The 14,702-nt window shown below is 39.3% G+C and carries 20 protein-coding genes and 1 tRNA gene; 7 read left to right on the top strand and 14 right to left on the bottom strand.

The annotated features are described in order from the left end of the window. Positions 1–256: 256 nt before the first annotated feature. The 5 genes from NDN60_RS04300 to NDN60_RS04280 all read left to right on the top strand — a co-directional run bounded on the left by NDN60_RS04300 (position 257) and on the right by NDN60_RS04280 (position 3,428). Entirely contained in the window at positions 257–649 is a 393-nt protein-coding gene (locus NDN60_RS04300; RefSeq protein WP_016264896.1) for a DUF4064 domain-containing protein, read from the top strand. A gap of 20 nt (positions 650–669) precedes the next feature. Further along, complete coding sequence (locus tag NDN60_RS04295; RefSeq protein ID WP_016264895.1) at positions 670–1,374, top strand: hypothetical protein; 705 nt, start codon at positions 670–672, stop codon at positions 1,372–1,374. Positions 1,375–1,463: 89 nt separating this feature from the next. Beyond that, a complete protein-coding gene (locus NDN60_RS04290) occupies positions 1,464–1,934 on the top strand; it encodes a DUF6978 family protein (RefSeq protein ID WP_051524259.1) in 471 nt (156 codons plus the stop codon). Between the two features lie 24 nt (positions 1,935–1,958). Beyond that, positions 1,959–2,762 (top strand): DUF1828 domain-containing protein, encoded by an 804-nt coding sequence (locus NDN60_RS04285; RefSeq protein ID WP_099947641.1) that lies wholly within the window; start codon positions 1,959–1,961, stop codon positions 2,760–2,762. A gap of 156 nt (positions 2,763–2,918) precedes the next feature. After that, on the top strand, positions 2,919–3,428 hold the full coding sequence (locus NDN60_RS04280) for an N-terminal phage integrase SAM-like domain-containing protein (protein ID WP_025015850.1): 510 nt from the start codon (positions 2,919–2,921) through the stop codon (positions 3,426–3,428). 218 nt (positions 3,429–3,646) lie between these two features. Here the strand turns inward: NDN60_RS04280 and NDN60_RS04275 are convergent. Then, positions 3,647–3,734 (bottom strand) — tRNA-Ser (locus NDN60_RS04275). Between the two features lie 144 nt (positions 3,735–3,878). Further along, positions 3,879–4,112, bottom strand: a complete 234-nt coding sequence (locus NDN60_RS04270; protein ID WP_016264893.1) for a hypothetical protein — start codon at positions 4,110–4,112, stop codon at positions 3,879–3,881. 161 nt (positions 4,113–4,273) lie between these two features. Here NDN60_RS04270 and NDN60_RS04265 point away from each other — a divergent pair, with 161 nt between their 5' ends. Next, positions 4,274–4,621, top strand: coding sequence for a hypothetical protein (locus NDN60_RS04265; protein ID WP_011374430.1), 348 nt, complete (start codon positions 4,274–4,276; stop codon positions 4,619–4,621). A gap of 145 nt (positions 4,622–4,766) precedes the next feature. Continuing rightward, the gene (locus NDN60_RS04260; RefSeq protein WP_056948358.1) at positions 4,767–5,171 is read left to right on the top strand and encodes a hypothetical protein; all 405 of its coding nucleotides are present in this window, start codon (positions 4,767–4,769) and stop codon (positions 5,169–5,171) included. Here NDN60_RS04260 and NDN60_RS04255 read toward each other — a convergent pair. From NDN60_RS04255 to ftsY, 12 genes are all read right to left on the bottom strand, one after another. Further along, positions 5,168–5,356: a hypothetical protein gene (locus NDN60_RS04255; RefSeq protein WP_011374428.1), complete on the bottom strand. Its 189-nt coding sequence runs from the start codon at positions 5,354–5,356 to the stop codon at positions 5,168–5,170. The two genes, NDN60_RS04260 and NDN60_RS04255, sit on opposite strands and share 4 nt — an antisense overlap. A 77-nt stretch (positions 5,357–5,433) precedes the next feature. After that, the gene (rplS, locus tag NDN60_RS04250) at positions 5,434–5,781 is read right to left on the bottom strand and encodes a 50S ribosomal protein L19 (protein WP_056948356.1); all 348 of its coding nucleotides are present in this window, start codon (positions 5,779–5,781) and stop codon (positions 5,434–5,436) included. Between the two features lie 118 nt (positions 5,782–5,899). Next, positions 5,900–6,640: a tRNA (guanosine(37)-N1)-methyltransferase TrmD gene (gene trmD / locus NDN60_RS04245; protein WP_056948354.1), complete on the bottom strand. Its 741-nt coding sequence runs from the start codon at positions 6,638–6,640 to the stop codon at positions 5,900–5,902. After that, positions 6,630–7,160, bottom strand: coding sequence for a ribosome maturation factor RimM (gene rimM / locus NDN60_RS04240; protein ID WP_056948352.1), 531 nt, complete (start codon positions 7,158–7,160; stop codon positions 6,630–6,632). Before rimM ends, trmD begins: the two co-directional genes overlap by 11 nt. Before the next feature lie 65 nt (positions 7,161–7,225). Further along, on the bottom strand, positions 7,226–7,468 hold the full coding sequence (locus tag NDN60_RS04235; RefSeq protein ID WP_011374424.1) for a KH domain-containing protein: 243 nt from the start codon (positions 7,466–7,468) through the stop codon (positions 7,226–7,228). A 9-nt stretch (positions 7,469–7,477) separates the two neighbouring features. Then, positions 7,478–7,753, bottom strand: coding sequence for a 30S ribosomal protein S16 (gene rpsP / locus NDN60_RS04230; RefSeq protein ID WP_011374423.1), 276 nt, complete (start codon positions 7,751–7,753; stop codon positions 7,478–7,480). A 92-nt stretch (positions 7,754–7,845) separates the two neighbouring features. Then, complete coding sequence (ffh, locus tag NDN60_RS04225) at positions 7,846–9,282, bottom strand: signal recognition particle protein (protein ID WP_016264889.1); 1,437 nt, start codon at positions 9,280–9,282, stop codon at positions 7,846–7,848. 24 nt (positions 9,283–9,306) lie between these two features. Further along, entirely contained in the window at positions 9,307–9,648 is a 342-nt protein-coding gene (locus tag NDN60_RS04220; protein WP_011374421.1) for a putative DNA-binding protein, read from the bottom strand. Positions 9,649–9,773: 125 nt separating this feature from the next. Next, on the bottom strand, positions 9,774–10,919 hold the full coding sequence (locus tag NDN60_RS04215; protein WP_056948350.1) for a glycerate kinase: 1,146 nt from the start codon (positions 10,917–10,919) through the stop codon (positions 9,774–9,776). Positions 10,920–10,929: 10 nt separating this feature from the next. Next, complete coding sequence (locus NDN60_RS04210) at positions 10,930–12,213, bottom strand: GntP family permease (protein ID WP_011374419.1); 1,284 nt, start codon at positions 12,211–12,213, stop codon at positions 10,930–10,932. A 104-nt stretch (positions 12,214–12,317) separates the two neighbouring features. Then, positions 12,318–13,355, bottom strand: a complete 1,038-nt coding sequence (locus tag NDN60_RS04205) for a CdaR family transcriptional regulator (protein WP_011374418.1) — start codon at positions 13,353–13,355, stop codon at positions 12,318–12,320. Between the two features lie 72 nt (positions 13,356–13,427). After that, positions 13,428–14,702: signal recognition particle-docking protein FtsY (ftsY, locus tag NDN60_RS04200; RefSeq protein ID WP_317848250.1), on the bottom strand; the 1,275-nt coding region annotated here is incomplete at its 5' end.

The following is a 14,702-nucleotide window of genomic DNA, read 5'->3' as shown; positions in this document are numbered from 1 at the left end:
ATCGTTTTATACAAATTACTAATTGTACAATAAGGTAAAACTATGTGTTCGGAGAACGATTACATATCACCCTACATTTAGATTCTATTTTTAATCACACTCTATTATTTTCTTTTTCTTCTATATAATTAAATGATTTTTATAACAAGTTTTGATATACTAATTAACAATGTGAAAAAGTGGTTTTATCAATAATTATTATTGAGTCCAAATACTGACGACTTAAAAAGCTGTATATATTATTGGAGGATTTGAAATGAGCACTAAAATTAAAGGTGCAGACGGTAAAGTTTACAAACAAGTCAGCGAGAATCAAGAAAGCCAACATTCACGTACAGCTGAAATGATTTTGGGAATCATGGGTGGCGTATTTGGGATTATCGCTGGTGTCTTTTCGTTCTTAATGGGTGGTTTTGACAGTGCAATCAACAATACTTCATCAAGTAGCTTGTTTGGATTGGGCTTCGGTTGTGTTGTCGCAAGCATCGTTGCAATTATTTTAGTATGTATGATTAATAAAAATCGCGTTGTGATGGGTTGGTTAATCATTGTCTGTGGCATTTTAAATATTGTTTTTGTTTCAGCATTTGGTGTTTTAAGCGGAGTATTAATAATTGTCGCAGGAATTCTTGCACTTATTAGAAAATAATTTTTTGGGGGTAATAAATTATGTCAAAAAAAATTCAAGATGAAAACGGGAATACTTTTGTAGAAGTTAAACCTTTGTATAAGCGCTGGTGGATCTGGGTTCTAGCAGTTGTCGTTATTATATTTATTTTCGCAGCACTTTCAGGGGGTAGCGATGATACTAAAGAATCAAATGCAACAGCTCACACAACAACTTCTGCTGAAAAAGGAAATTCTAAAAATAGAACCGATAATTCTAATAGTTTAACGATTGACTATAACAAGGTTCCTATTATTTCGGAAAAGACTTACAAACTTTCCGTATCTGACACTACTTGGAACTCGGCTTCTGTTTCTATTTCAAGCGCAAGAGTCATTAAAGTAAAACCTTTTGAATACAATTCAGAATCCGGTAAAAAGGCTGAAGGTTTAATTATTCTAAATGTAGCAGTTAAGCCTTCTCGTGATTTAACTGCTACATTCCCTGATCAAGGAACTATCATTACAAACGACGGACAACAGCAGGAGGCTATTATGCCTTCTATGAAGGGTGTAACAACTAATTGGGGTGGAGATATCGCTAACGGAGCCAATAAATCGGGTGACGTCATTTTCCCACTAGAAAAACTAAATAATATTTCCGATATTAAATCTTTAAGATATAAGTTTAATGCTAGCTATGATACTGATGATTACGAAGATGAAAATTCTAATCATAACTATGATTTAACTATTAATTTAGACTAATTATAAATACCCTCCACTCTGGTGAGACAGCCGCGTTCGATTCGCGGCTGGGGATTAGGCGATAACTTTCCCCATGAAAGGAATCAATAATGGAACTACTACTAACTCAACACGAAGCTGATGATTTAATTGCATCCCTAAAAAAATTAACACAAAAAACAACTAGAATCCTAACAGATGGCGATCGCGGAATAGTTAACATTTCCTCAAATTCTGGAAGGAAATTTTCTTTACGGTACTTCTATTCAAGCAACAATATTCATCTACAATTTATGGATGAAAAAATAAAATTAACTCTTATCAGAATGAATTTAAATGATAGTTTTCATAAAAATTCTACTGGCGAAAAGATATACGGAAACAGAGTTAATATATTTTCGGAGGATGAATTTTATTCAAAAGGAGATGGAACAACCCATACAAAAGCATCCCCTCTTCCCAAGGGCGTTTTAAGAAATACTAGGGATATTCTAGAAGCAATAGACGACCTTTTTAACTATACTAATACCAGCAACCGTGATAAACTTCAATTAACAATTCCGCAACCATTAAACTTTTAAATTCGTTAGAAAGGGGGATAAAAGATGGATACTCAGGATTTAGAAATAAAAAGCATCGTAAACAACTGGTCTTCTTGGATGACCGGGCAAACAAATTTCAAAAGACTAGATAATAATAAAATACAAGTTATTACACCTTTTGTAGATAATTTCGGTGATGGTATTCTATTTAATATTATTTCGAAAGAAAATGACATTTATCAAGTTACTGACGAGGGTTATACCATCTGGAATCTTACTTCTAATGGTATTAATGTGAAATCAAAGCAATCTAATAGATGGCGAATACTGCTTTCTATTATTACCCCCTATAACTTTAAAATTGGAAAGAATGATACTATCTTTAAGTTAGTTAAAAAGAGCGAACTATCTCAAACGATAACAGATTTTATTCAGGTTTTAATAAATGTTTCTGATATTGCGTTTATGAACAGAACTAATACTGCTAGTGTTTTTTTTGATGATGTTAGAGATTATTTTAATGAAAGAAGATCTGATTATAGTTTTTTAAATACTATTTATGCTGATGGTAAAACAAGCCAAAAATATAAATTTGAATACTTGTTCACTCCAAAACCAAATGAATTTAAACTAACTAAAATGTACAATACCCTATCCAAAAATTCTATGGAAGCAATTATCGGTATTTGGAGTGACACTTCCGGGTTCAGAGAGAATAACTATGGCACCAACTCCTCATTCAATATTCTTATAAATGGTATATCCGATAAAGAAAAACCATTCATTGATGGACTTTTGTCTCACGAAATTGATGTTATTGATTTTCAGAATAAGAATGAAGTAAAAGATAAATTATCTATTAAATAAAAGCCCCTGTTGGGTTTTTTATTTGTCACTCAAAAGAACATACGTTTGCGTTTGTAAGCTAATTATTTATGTTTTACCCATTCCATTAACATTTATCTAGATTTATTTATGTAATTTATAAAATTAACCATTAATTTCCAAGTAAGAGGTGTCCCTATGTTTAAGTATGATAAAAATAACGCTATTACAGAATATATTAGCAAAGGCGAAAGAAGATACCTGTTTAGAATTTATGTTGGTATTAATCCCGAGACCCATAAAAAATCAGTTATCACTCGTCGAGGGTTTAAAACACCCGCTGCAGCTAATGCTGAATTTCGTAAAATAGAAGCTCGGGTTAAGAATGATAAGTATGTATTTAAATTAACTGATTCTCCTGCTCTTACCTTTCATCAAGCTTATTTAAAGTGGTTTAGTGAATCTTACCGAACTACCGTCCAATCTAGTACAATCTACAAAACTAAGCAGATTTTTGATTGTCACATCTTACCAGAAATTGGATCCATCCCACTAAATGAAATTACGCCTAAGCTATTACAACCAATTGTTAATCGTTGGGCAGATAAATACGCTAATCGTATTTTTAAGTATGCTTACACAATCAATTTAATAACATCGAATCAAAAAGATAAATTAAAATATGCCTTGGATGTTAACTTTGACTAATCAAAATTTAGCCAAAAACCGTAATTTGTATATTTGCAATAATTGACTAACCTGCTTACTTCATTTTTGACTAACCCTATAGAAGTGACTAACCTTTTTGACTAACCTTTGTCGGCGTATATAGGACAATATGACTTTTTAAATTAAACAAAAAAATAGCCGAATCACTGATTTAACAGCGATTCGGCTTACATAGGACAATATAGGACTTTAGCTTAAGGAGAGTACAGGATTTGAACCTGCGCGCCGGTATAAGCCGGTTCGACGGATTTCGAGTCCGTTGCATTACCACTCTGCCAACTCTCCATAACAGTAGTTATTATACCAGATTTATAACAAACTGAAAAGGCATTATTCTAACCTATCACCCACTAGAACATATTTATGCCACTGACCCTATGATCTTCTAAAAAACGTCGCTTTTCCGAGCGACGTTTTTATTTTCTTATTTTATTGGTTTAAATAATTATATAGCCCACGCATGGTTGCATCGTCTAATGTCAATGGTTTACCATCCAATGTGACTTCCGCAATTTGAACATAGTCTTCAAAGTCTGGCACTTCTAGTTGTTGATTTGCCACAAACTCAGCAGCTTTTTGATAAATTTTTTCGGCACTATTTTGACCATTTACATATTTAATGACTAACATTGCCTTCATCTCCATTTCAACTTTTAAACTCATTGATGAGTTGCTCATCTTTGACAAATTCATCATACATCACTTACTAAAAATAAGCAACGTTTTATCTTCTATTAAAGTTGCATGGTTCCCCCTATTCCCTTTTCCCCCCAACTCCGCTATACTAATACTATCTTATACTTTGACGATAGAGGTTCTCTCAGATGAAAATATCACCTTACAAGTTTCCTTTCTTCTTTGATTTTATTTTTTTAGTCGTGACGCTGTTCCAATCGGCTTTAATTTTGATCCTGAATCCACCATTTTCTAATTTCTTACCGACCTATATGGACGCTATCGGTAAGGTTTGGTGGTTAGCCTTGGTGGCGATTCTTTTGCATGTCATCGCCTACTTGTTGTCATTAGAACAAAATATCGCACTTTTCACTAACTTACTGGCGATCTTAGGTTATTTAACGTTAATTATCATTCCTAATTATTTATTACTCGCTATTATTTTCTTATTCGCCGGTTTAGTACTGGCACTCAAATCATATATCGCTCGTAATTAACCAATAAGGGGTCGAGGCAAAAGATACTTTTGTCTCAACCCCTTTTTTATCGTTATAAACGTGTCATTTCACCCAATCAAAACCCTGTTAAATATTATTTTGTGATATAATTAGTTTGAAGATAAAACTATTAGGAGGTCTCATCATGAAACGGTATTTTGTTATTTTAAATCTCATCTGTTTATTTGCGCTCCCTTTTGTAAGCCCTTACTTATTCGATAGAGGCATCGCGCGCAATCAGACTCAAAGCCGGGTTAGTTTTGAAACACACCGTGGCCCTAAGGCTCATCATGCGACTCCTAGCGATAATGCCGAACAAAACCTCAATAACTTCAACAATCGTTTCGAGGCCTACTTCGATGAATTAAAACAATCACCTGGTGCGCTGCATGCATTACTTATCATCCTTGGTCTTTCAATCATTACCCTACTATGTCAGCCGCTACTTGCTTTGATGGCGACCCCTAAACCGGTCCCTATCAAAAAAACGCAACCGGCTGTTCCGAAGAAACCACAGATTGCGTCTTATAAGCGCCATTTATTAAGTTAGTTGAGACTCAACTTCTGATAGGTGTAATGGCCCTCTTTTAAAGATTGGTTGGCATAGGGCGTTTCATTTAATAGCGAAACGTATTCCTTAGCCCGTTGTTCCGAGCTAAACGCGCGGATCATCTTACTCTTCTCATAATAGAGTGGGTTTGCTTGATACATGACAATATAAATCCAATGGTTCATTTTTCATCACCTAACTTACAAAATAACCACATAAAGAAAGGCCGCCTCGCAATGAGTCGGCCTTTTTAAATGTCATCTTAACGACGAGCTTCTTTGATACGAGCTGCCTTACCACGTAATGCGCGTAAGTAGTATAACTTAGCACGACGTACACGGCCATGACGAGTAACTTCTAATTTAGCAACACGAGGTGAGTGTAATGGGAAAGTTCTTTCCACACCAACACCGCTACTGATCTTACGAACAGTATAAGTTTCACTAACGCCAACACCGTGACGTTTAATAACAACACCTTCGAATAATTGGATACGTTCGCGAGTACCTTCAACAACACGCACGTGAACACGTACGCTGTCACCAGGACGGAAGTTAGGCATATCTGAACGTAATTGTGACTTAGTAATTTCTTGAATTAATAGATTCATCTGAATCTCTCCTTTTTCACAGATATTCATTAACGTCTTGCGCCAGCGGAATACCGTTGTTTTATGACTTATCATCACAGCTATCAATTTTAGCATAAATCAAACTTAATTAAAAGGCTTATTTTTCAGCGGCCTCTTGTTTAATTTCACGTAACCATTTTTGTTGATCTGCGGTTAGATCAAAGTTTTCCAATAAATCTGGCCGGCGTTCATAAGTCCGTTTCAAAGACATCTTGTCCCGCCATTGATTAATGAGCTTATGGTTACCGTTCATCAATACTTCTGGTACTTTTAAGCCGCGATATTCCGGTGGTCGTGTGTATTGTGGGTGTTCCAACAAGCCTGTTGAGAACGAATCGGTGACGGCTGACTGTTCGTTACCTAAAACACCTGGCACTAGCCGTGAAATGGCATCAATCATCACCATGGCGCCTAATTCACCTCCTGTGACGACGAAATCGCCTAATGAGACTTCATCCGTCACCAAGGTCCGAATACGCTCGTCATAGCCCTCATAATGGCCACAAATGAATACGAGGTGGTCTTCTTGTGCAAATTCTTCGGCAACCTTCTGATTAAAAGTAACACCAGCAGGATCTAATAAAATAACGCGTTTATGACCGGGATTTTTAGCATTCACCTGGTCCATCGCTTCAAAAATAGGTTGTGGCCGGAGTAACATCCCCGCACCACCACCATAAGGCGCATCATCCACCGAATTATGTTTATTGACTGAGAAATCACGGAAATCAGTGACTTCTAGATCAATTAAATCTCGATCGATGGCCTTACCGATAATTGATTGCGATAAACCATTTTGAACCATATCTGGGAATAAACTTAAAACATCAATCTTCATTATCAATCAATCCTTCTGGTACTTCAACGTAGGCCTTACCCGCTTCAATATCAATTTTTTTAATGACTGACTTCAAAAATGGTAGTAATAAATCGGAGCGACCGCGACGTTTGATAACCCACACGTCATTAGGACCGGGATCGATGATTTCTGAGACCTTACCATAGCTTGTCCCCTCAGATTCTTCAATCACTTCTAAACCAATGATATCGCCGTAGTAATATTCATCGTCTTCAAGTTGATCATCACGTTCACTTGCCGCAATTTTGAGGTTGTGTCCCTTAAATAATTCGACGTCGTTAATGTTTCCTAAGCCTTCGAATTGTAATAGGTAAAATTGCTTATGTTGACGCATTGCAGAAACCGTGACTGGTGTTAAGCCATTAGGCATTTCAACCGCCAAGTGCGTTCCCTTTTTAAACCGTTCTTCTGTAAAATCGGTTGTCGCAATGACGCGGACTTCACCACGAATACCATGCGTATTCACAATTTTACCGACTTGATAGTATTTTTCTGGCATTTAATTTCTCCTTATTCAACAAAAAACGCTTAAACAAAACATCTCTGCTTCATTTAAACGTTTGATTAGGCATCTACAATATTTAAGCGAACGCGTTTTTGATAAGGTGTTTTCACACTATAGACAATGGTCCGGATTGACTGCGCTACCCGGCCTTGCTTACCAATAATACGCCCGATATCTGATGGATTAACCTGTAAGTCAAATTCCATAAAACGTTCCGTCTCATGTTCAGTCAATTTGACATCATCGGGATGTTCGACAAGTGGCTGAACAATTGCAATAATTAGTTCTTTCACGTCTGTCATAACAAATCCCTACTTTTTAGCGAAGCGAGCTTCGTGATATTTTTGCATAATCCCTTGTTTTGATAAAAGATTACGTACTGTATCAGAAGGTTGTGCGCCTTTTTGTAACCAGTCCATGATAACTTCTTCTTCTAACTTCAAGTCAACAGGTTCTGTTAATGGATTGTAGTAACCTACTTGTTGGATAAAGCGACCATCACGTGGTGAACGTGAATCTGCAACAACGATACGGTAGAATGGGCGTTTTTTAGAACCCATACGTTTCATACGAATTTTAACTGACATTAATGCCACCTCCTATTAATTCTTTAACATGTCATAATATACCAAATTTTAAAGGCCGTGTAAAGTGTTTTTTCTTTACAGGGCGAATTTTTTTAAGATTTAAAACGACGTGCGTTCTTAAGACGTTTTTTCTTGTTCTTCTTTTGCTTTTTCATCATTGAGTTCATGGCCATCTTGCCCATTTTACCCTTGATGCCGTTGCCCATTAAACCTTCCATGCCATTAAAGTTACCTTTTGACATTTGGTTCATCATCTTCTTGGATTGATTAAACTGTTTGATCATCCGATTAACTTCAACGATTGGCCGGCCAGCACCAGCGGCTAAACGACGACGACGACTTGGGTTCAATAAGTCTGGATTTTCCCGTTCTTGCGGTGTCATTGATTGCACAATCGCCTTCATGTGGGTCATATCCTTAGGATCCATCTTGATATTTTTAAGTTGGGGGTTATTAGCCATCCCCGGAATCATCTTCATGATATCTTCCAATGGTCCCATATTTTGCAATTGGTCCATTTGATCGAGGAAATCGTTAAAATCAAAGCTATTTTCTTTGATTTTTTCGGCCATATCAACCGCTTTTTGTTCATCGTAATCTTCTTGCGCCTTTTCAATCAAGCTCAACATGTCGCCCATCCCTAAGATTCGGCTACTCATCCGATCAGGATAGAAGACATCTAATTGGTTTAATTTTTCACCTTGACCAGTGAACTTGATTGGCTTACCAGTTACCGCACGGATTGAAAGGGCAGCCCCACCACGTGTGTCACCGTCTAATTTAGTTAAGACAACCCCTGTGATGTCTAAGCGGCTGTTAAAGCCTTCAGCAACGTCAACCGCAGCTTGCCCAGTCATTGCATCAACTGTTAACAAGATTTCATTAGGATGGGCTAAATCGTTGATATCAGCCAATTCTTGCATTAAGGCTTCATCGATTTGTAAACGACCAGCCGTATCAATTAAGACGTAGTCGTTCTTTTGTAAAGCAGCTTGTGCCAACCCTTGACGTACGATTTCAACCGGATTAACATCCGTCCCCATTTCAAAGACTGGGGCCCCAACTTGTTCCCCAACCGTCTTCAATTGATCGATAGCGGCTGGACGATAAATATCGGCCGCAATCATCAACGGCCGTGCTTTTTCATTTTTAATTAAATAAGTGGCTAATTTCCCAGCAGTCGTGGTTTTCCCGGCCCCTTGAAGCCCGACCATCATAATAATCGTTGGAATTTTTGGTGATTTGTTCAACGGTACAGCCGTTTCACCCATCATCTTGGTTAATTCTTCATCAACAATCTTAACGATTTGTTGTGCTGGTGAGAGACTCTCCAACACTTCCGTTCCGATTGCCTTTTCCTTAACGACTTTAATGAAGTCCTTAACGACTTTAAAGTTAACATCGGCTTCTAATAACGCTAAGCGAATTTCACGCATCGCTTGGTTGACGTCAGCTTCAGTAACCTTCCCTTTACGACGTAATTTACTTAATGCACCTTGTAATCTTTCTGTTAGTCCTTCAAATGCCATTAATGATCATTCCTTTAAATTGATTTATTGTTCAGTGAGATTCAGCAAGTCTGCCAAGAGTTTGGCTAATTGCTGATCATTTGGATACTGAGCTTGAATATACTTCTGGAGCGCGTCTGCACTAGCGTTTTGCTGTTCGTAATTTTGAAACAGATGCAACTTAGCCTCATAGCCCTCAAGAATTTTTTCAGTCCGGCGGATATTATCATAAACCGCTTGTCGACTGACTTGATACTCTTCGGCAATTTCGCCTAATGAGAAATCATCGCCATAATATAATGAGAGATAACTATGTTGTTTCGCCGTTAAAAGTGCGCCATAAAATTCAAATAGTGAATTCATTCGTGCGTTTTGTGCGAGTTCCATTTGACGCCTCCAAATAGTAGATTGACCTAAGTACTAGAGTACCTATTTTGACGGGGTTAGTCAACTTTTATTCCGGATTAGCGCACTAAAAAACACACTCTAAATTGAGTGTGTTTTAAATTAATCTAGTGTGTCTTTGTTTTTTGAATTAAGCGTGCGATATTCATACTTGTTTGGGTTAAATTAGCCTTGGTATTAGCCAACGCTTTTTCCAATGACATGACCCCCGGTGTTGAACAAAAGATACTATCAATGCCTAAATCATAGAGCACGTCAGTTCCTTCACCGATATTACCGGCAATCGCAATCACGGTTGCTTGCGGATTAACCGCTTTGACCGCTTGCGCGACACCAATTGGGGTTTTCCCATATTGGGTTTGGAAATCGATCCCACCTTCACCAGTGACGACGATATCGGCGTCTGCAACAGCCGTTTTGAGTTGCGTTTTTTCAATCACAATTTCAACGCCTGGCTGTAATTGTGCCTTCGTAAAGGCCAACAAACCAGCGCCTAAGCCACCAGCCGCACCGGCACCTGGTGTTTGCGCAACACTGATGCCTAAATCACGTTCGATAATGGCCGCGTAGTGCGCTAAGTTTCGATCCAACTGTGCGACCATTTCAGATGTTGCCCCTTTTTGCGGACCAAAGACGGCTGAGGCACCTTTTTCACCGATTAAAGGATTAGTAACGTCCGACGCAATGACGATTTTAACGTCCGCTAAGGCTGGTAACATCCCAGTTGCATCGATGCTTGCTAAGTCAGCCAAAGCACCGCCACCAAACCCTAAGGATTGCTGGTCGGCGTTTAACAATTGAACACCGAGTGCTTGCGCCATTCCGGCACCACCGTCATTGGTAGCACTACCGCCAAGACCAATAATAATCGTTTTAACACCTTGTTTAACAGCCGCTTCAATCAACTGACCCGTGCCGAATGTCGTCGTTACTAACGGATTACGTGTTTGTTCATTAATAAATTGGATCCCACTAGCAGCTGCCATTTCAATGACCGCCGTTTCTTGGTCGCCTAGAATCCCATATTGCGCAGTGACTTTTTGTCCTAAAGGATTCACAACTTCAGCCGTTAGAAAACGACCCCCTGTGGCATCAACCATCGATTGAACAGTTCCTTCACCGCCATCTGCCATGGGGACTTCAACATAAGTCGCTTTTGGAAAAACTTTTTCAAACCCGGCCCGCATCGCATGACTCGCTTCGATGGCCGTCACTGAATTTTTGAATGAATCTGGTGCTAATACAATTTTCATTTTATCCACCTCATAGTATGCCGTACATTACAACGGCCACAATTGTCATTGTCAAACCAACACATGCTTCCCAAATAACGGCTTGCATTCTTTCTTTAAAACTCATCTGCATCGCATTAGCTGTTACGTGGAAGTAATTACCATGTGGCAATTGATCAATGACCATCGCACCAGCGTGTACCATAACAGCCGCTCCTAAAGCAGGAATCCCAAAGGCTAAAATTGGTTTGCTGAATGAACCAGTTGCTAAAATAACACCTGTTGATGTCGATGCTGTCGCAGCCGACATTAAAATTCCTGAAATTGGTGCTAAGAATGTCCCAGAAATCCCACTCGCTTTAACCAATGAAACCACTTGACTTGGTAAGTTTGAAGCACCGATTAACCCGGCAATTGAACCGGCACCAATTAAGATTAAGACAACATCTGTCATCCGGTTCATTCCGGCTTTCATATAATCTAATAAATGGCTAGCTTTTCCCATCGCAAGTGTTCCGACAATCCCAGCAATTGGGAGGATGTACATAGCGTCAACTTGAAAACTTTGTAGCGCTTTGAGATGTAAAATATTGCCCATTGGATTAATGAGTAACAAGATAATTGCCAATAGCGGTGTTACAATGGCCGTTTTTAGACTAGGAATATCTTTAGTTGTCGTTTGTTGTTGTGCAATATCTGCTTCTGTAACCTGTGTGCCTTTGTGGCGTAGCAACGTCGCTAACAAGACTGCCATTGCTAAGCCAAAAAGTGCAGGTATAAAATCTGCCACCATCACTTGGCTTAATTCAAGGTTAAATCCTTTAGCTGCAGCGATTGTATTGGGGTTAGGCGAAATCAGATTACCAGCCTTACCACCACCAGATAACGCCACTAGCAAGGCTAATTTAGAAATATGCATTCTTTGACCAACCTCTAATGCAATTGGTGCCACAATTAAAACGGCAACTGGGATAAAAACCCCGACACCGGTGATAATCATTGTTGCTAAGGTTAACGCCAAAATTGCAAAACGATCACCCATTTTTTCGACAATCGCCCGCGCAATTGCATCCGCTGCACCGGATTCCATCATCACACCGGCTAAAACACCGGCCGCCAAAACGCGGATGACCGTTCCCATGACGCTCTGTGCACCAGTAACAATAATGTCAACGGTTTGCGCTAAACTAGCACCGCCGACTAACGCCCCCACAATTGTACCCATCAATAATGCATAAACCGGATTTAACCGACTTAAAATCAAAATAATCGCTACTGCAAGCCCAATCAGAGCTGCCCACCAAATAATTGTCATTTCTAAATTACCCTCCCGTTTTGTTATATAACACAATCATTGTAATCGGTAACGCTGCTATATAACATTGACAGAATAGCTAACTTTATTGGGCACTTGCACAACTATTGTAATTCATAATTCAAAAAAGCCGTATATAAAATAACAAGTTCATCGTATCGCTTAGGGTCCAGACCTAACTTATCTTTAATCTGACCTAGCCGATAATTCAACGTATTACGATGGATATGCAATTGGTGGGCCGTTTCCACAATATTGCCATTATTCCTGAAGTATTTTTGAAAAGTAGTAATCAATACCTGTCCTGAATCCGTCTGCGCAAGCACTCTAAACTTTTCAACGTACTCATCCACGACTATGTCCGCCGATAATAATCGATAGGCATAATTAACTTCAGCTGTATAGTACAGTAATTTTTGATTCGTGCCTTGATTGTACTTAATTACTTCGCGGGCTTGCTTTAAAGCCTCACTCACTAGCTTCTGTGGTTGACTAATGCCCACAGCGGCTTGGACTTCTTTCGCATTTTGATGCCAGTGTGCTAATACTTCTGCTTGGCGCGTTAAGATTAATAATTCATCCGGCGTTATTCGCAATTTATAGCTACCAACCTCAACCGTTTCCGGTAATAAATGCGGTGTTTTAATAACCATCGCCTGATATTGCTCATCAATATTAACGCCCAATGCATTGGCTTCTTGCACAAAATCAGGTGTTAACGCAGCTGGATCTTGAATTGCCAACCAATCAAATAAAAACCGCTCTAAGCGCCGTTTTGCTCGTGATAACACTTGATCAGCGAGTGCCTGTTCTGTTAAGAGCTCGGTCGTCACTTTGACCAGTGGTGCAATATAAGTAAGCTTCTCCGGAGCACCTGTAATACCAACGACACCAATCACTTCATTTTGCACCACAATCGGCATATTAAAGCCACGTAACGTCCCATCTGGTTGATCCTGTTCAATAATATTAGTCTTTTGACCTTGAATCGCTTCAATCGCCCCCGGGTGGCTTTGACCAACTCGACTGGGTTCACCACTAGCAATAATCGTTCCTTGCTGATTCATCACATTAATATTGTACGGAATCTCTCGATGTAACCGCGCAACGACTTTTTGCGCCAGCACTTTATCCATTTCCATTTTCAAAAACCACCTTATTAAAAAAGTGTATCAAGTAGGCCTATAGCCCACTTAATACACCTTTTCAATTTTCTATTTAATCGCCTGACTAACATCCGTATCAATCTCACTTTGTGGGCCATCTCCGACAATAATGTCTTTGAATAAACCGTAAACAAAGCGGTTAGGATCGAATAATTGTAAGTCATTCATTTGTTCACCTAGACCAACCATCTTAACTGGCAAGTGTAACTCGGTCCGAACAGCAAGGACAATCCCACCTTTAGCGGAGCCGTCCAGTTTGGTTAACACAATTCCGGTGACGTCAGTGGTTGATTTAAATTGTTTAGCTTGAACCAAGGCGTTTTGCCCAGTCGTTGCGTCTAATACTAACAAGACCTCTTGAGGGGCGCTTGGGATTTCACGCGTAATCACGCGTTTCACCTTTTCAAGTTCCTTCATCAAGTTGACGTTATTTTGCAAACGACCAGCCGTATCAACTAATAAGACGTCAAAGTTTTCTTCTTTAGCCCGCTTAACGGCATCAAAAGCAACGGCGGCTGGATCACTGCCTGCTTTATTAGCGACCACTGGTACTGAAACACGGCGGCCCCATTCTTGCAACTGTTCGATTGCGCCCGCTCTAAACGTATCACCAGCGGCAAGTAAGACCTTCTTACCGGCTTTTTCTAGTTGGTGAGCAAACTTCCCGATTGAGGTTGTCTTGCCGGCACCATTGACGCCGACGAAAAGAAAGACTGTCAATTCACCTTCTGGGGCGAAATGTAATTCATTATCTTCTTGTTGTCCTTCTTGACCGTATAAATCGACTAATTTTTCAACAATCGCTTGTGAAACGGCTTCTGGTTTCTTAACGTTGCGTAACTTCACTTCTTCACGTAATTCGTCTGCAATTTTCATTGCTGTTTCGTAACCAACATCGGCTTCGATTAACATTTCTTCAACGTCGTCAAAGAAAGATTCATCGACACTTCTGAAGTTAGCGAACAAAGCGTTCAACCGTTGTCCAAAAGTCTTCCGTGATTTTTCTAAACCTTGATCATATTTTTCAGTTTGAGCTGCTTGAACGGGTTCAGCTTCTACATCATCTGCCACCGCTGTTTCTTCCATAGCTGTTGGTTCATCGGTAGCAACAACTGCCTCTTCAGGCGCCACTGTTGCTTCAGGTTCAGCAACTTCCGGTTCTGTTTCAACTGGTGTTGGTGTCTCTGCAATCACTGGTTCAGTTGGTTCTTCTTCGACTGGCACTTCTGGTGTTTCTGGTGTTTCTGGTGTTTCTGGTGTTTCTGGTGTTTCTGGTGTTTCTGGTGTTTCTGGTGTTTCTGGTGTTTCTGGTGTTTCTGGTGT

The sequence above is a fragment of the Latilactobacillus sp. genome, from assembly GCF_033176295.1.
Lineage (GTDB): Bacteria > Bacillota > Bacilli > Lactobacillales > Lactobacillaceae > Latilactobacillus > Latilactobacillus sakei.
Note: the sequence above shows the minus strand (reverse complement) of the source record. Positions and strands in the feature narration are given on the sequence as shown.

Bases quoted from the DNA above. Each gene is read 5' to 3' on its own strand.
- NDN60_RS04210 (WP_011374419.1), bottom strand. From the start codon at position 12,213: ATGACAATTATTTGGTGGGCAGCTCTGATTGGGCTTGCAGTAGCGATT.
- trmD (WP_056948354.1), bottom strand. From the start codon at position 6,640: ATGAAGATTGATGTTTTAAGTTTATTCCCAGATATGGTTCAAAATGGT.
- NDN60_RS04235 (WP_011374424.1), bottom strand. From the start codon at position 7,468: ATGACAGACGTGAAAGAACTAATTATTGCAATTGTTCAGCCACTTGTC.
- NDN60_RS04260 (WP_056948358.1), top strand. From the start codon at position 4,767: ATGAAACGGTATTTTGTTATTTTAAATCTCATCTGTTTATTTGCGCTC.
- NDN60_RS04285 (WP_099947641.1), top strand. From the start codon at position 1,959: ATGGATACTCAGGATTTAGAAATAAAAAGCATCGTAAACAACTGGTCT.
- NDN60_RS04255 (WP_011374428.1), bottom strand. From the start codon at position 5,356: ATGAACCATTGGATTTATATTGTCATGTATCAAGCAAACCCACTCTAT.
- NDN60_RS04270 (WP_016264893.1), bottom strand. From the start codon at position 4,112: ATGAGTTTAAAAGTTGAAATGGAGATGAAGGCAATGTTAGTCATTAAA.
- NDN60_RS04280 (WP_025015850.1), top strand. From the start codon at position 2,919: ATGTTTAAGTATGATAAAAATAACGCTATTACAGAATATATTAGCAAA.
- rimM (WP_056948352.1), bottom strand. From the start codon at position 7,160: ATGCCAGAAAAATACTATCAAGTCGGTAAAATTGTGAATACGCATGGT.
- ffh (WP_016264889.1), bottom strand. From the start codon at position 9,282: ATGGCATTTGAAGGACTAACAGAAAGATTACAAGGTGCATTAAGTAAA.
- NDN60_RS04215 (WP_056948350.1), bottom strand. From the start codon at position 10,919: ATGAAAATTGTATTAGCACCAGATTCATTCAAAAATTCAGTGACGGCC.
- NDN60_RS04205 (WP_011374418.1), bottom strand. From the start codon at position 13,355: ATGGAAATGGATAAAGTGCTGGCGCAAAAAGTCGTTGCGCGGTTACAT.
- NDN60_RS04265 (WP_011374430.1), top strand. From the start codon at position 4,274: ATGAAAATATCACCTTACAAGTTTCCTTTCTTCTTTGATTTTATTTTT.
- NDN60_RS04290 (WP_051524259.1), top strand. From the start codon at position 1,464: ATGGAACTACTACTAACTCAACACGAAGCTGATGATTTAATTGCATCC.
- rpsP (WP_011374423.1), bottom strand. From the start codon at position 7,753: ATGTCAGTTAAAATTCGTATGAAACGTATGGGTTCTAAAAAACGCCCA.
- NDN60_RS04220 (WP_011374421.1), bottom strand. From the start codon at position 9,648: ATGGAACTCGCACAAAACGCACGAATGAATTCACTATTTGAATTTTAT.
- NDN60_RS04295 (WP_016264895.1), top strand. From the start codon at position 670: ATGTCAAAAAAAATTCAAGATGAAAACGGGAATACTTTTGTAGAAGTT.
- rplS (WP_056948356.1), bottom strand. From the start codon at position 5,781: ATGAATCTATTAATTCAAGAAATTACTAAGTCACAATTACGTTCAGAT.
- NDN60_RS04300 (WP_016264896.1), top strand. From the start codon at position 257: ATGAGCACTAAAATTAAAGGTGCAGACGGTAAAGTTTACAAACAAGTC.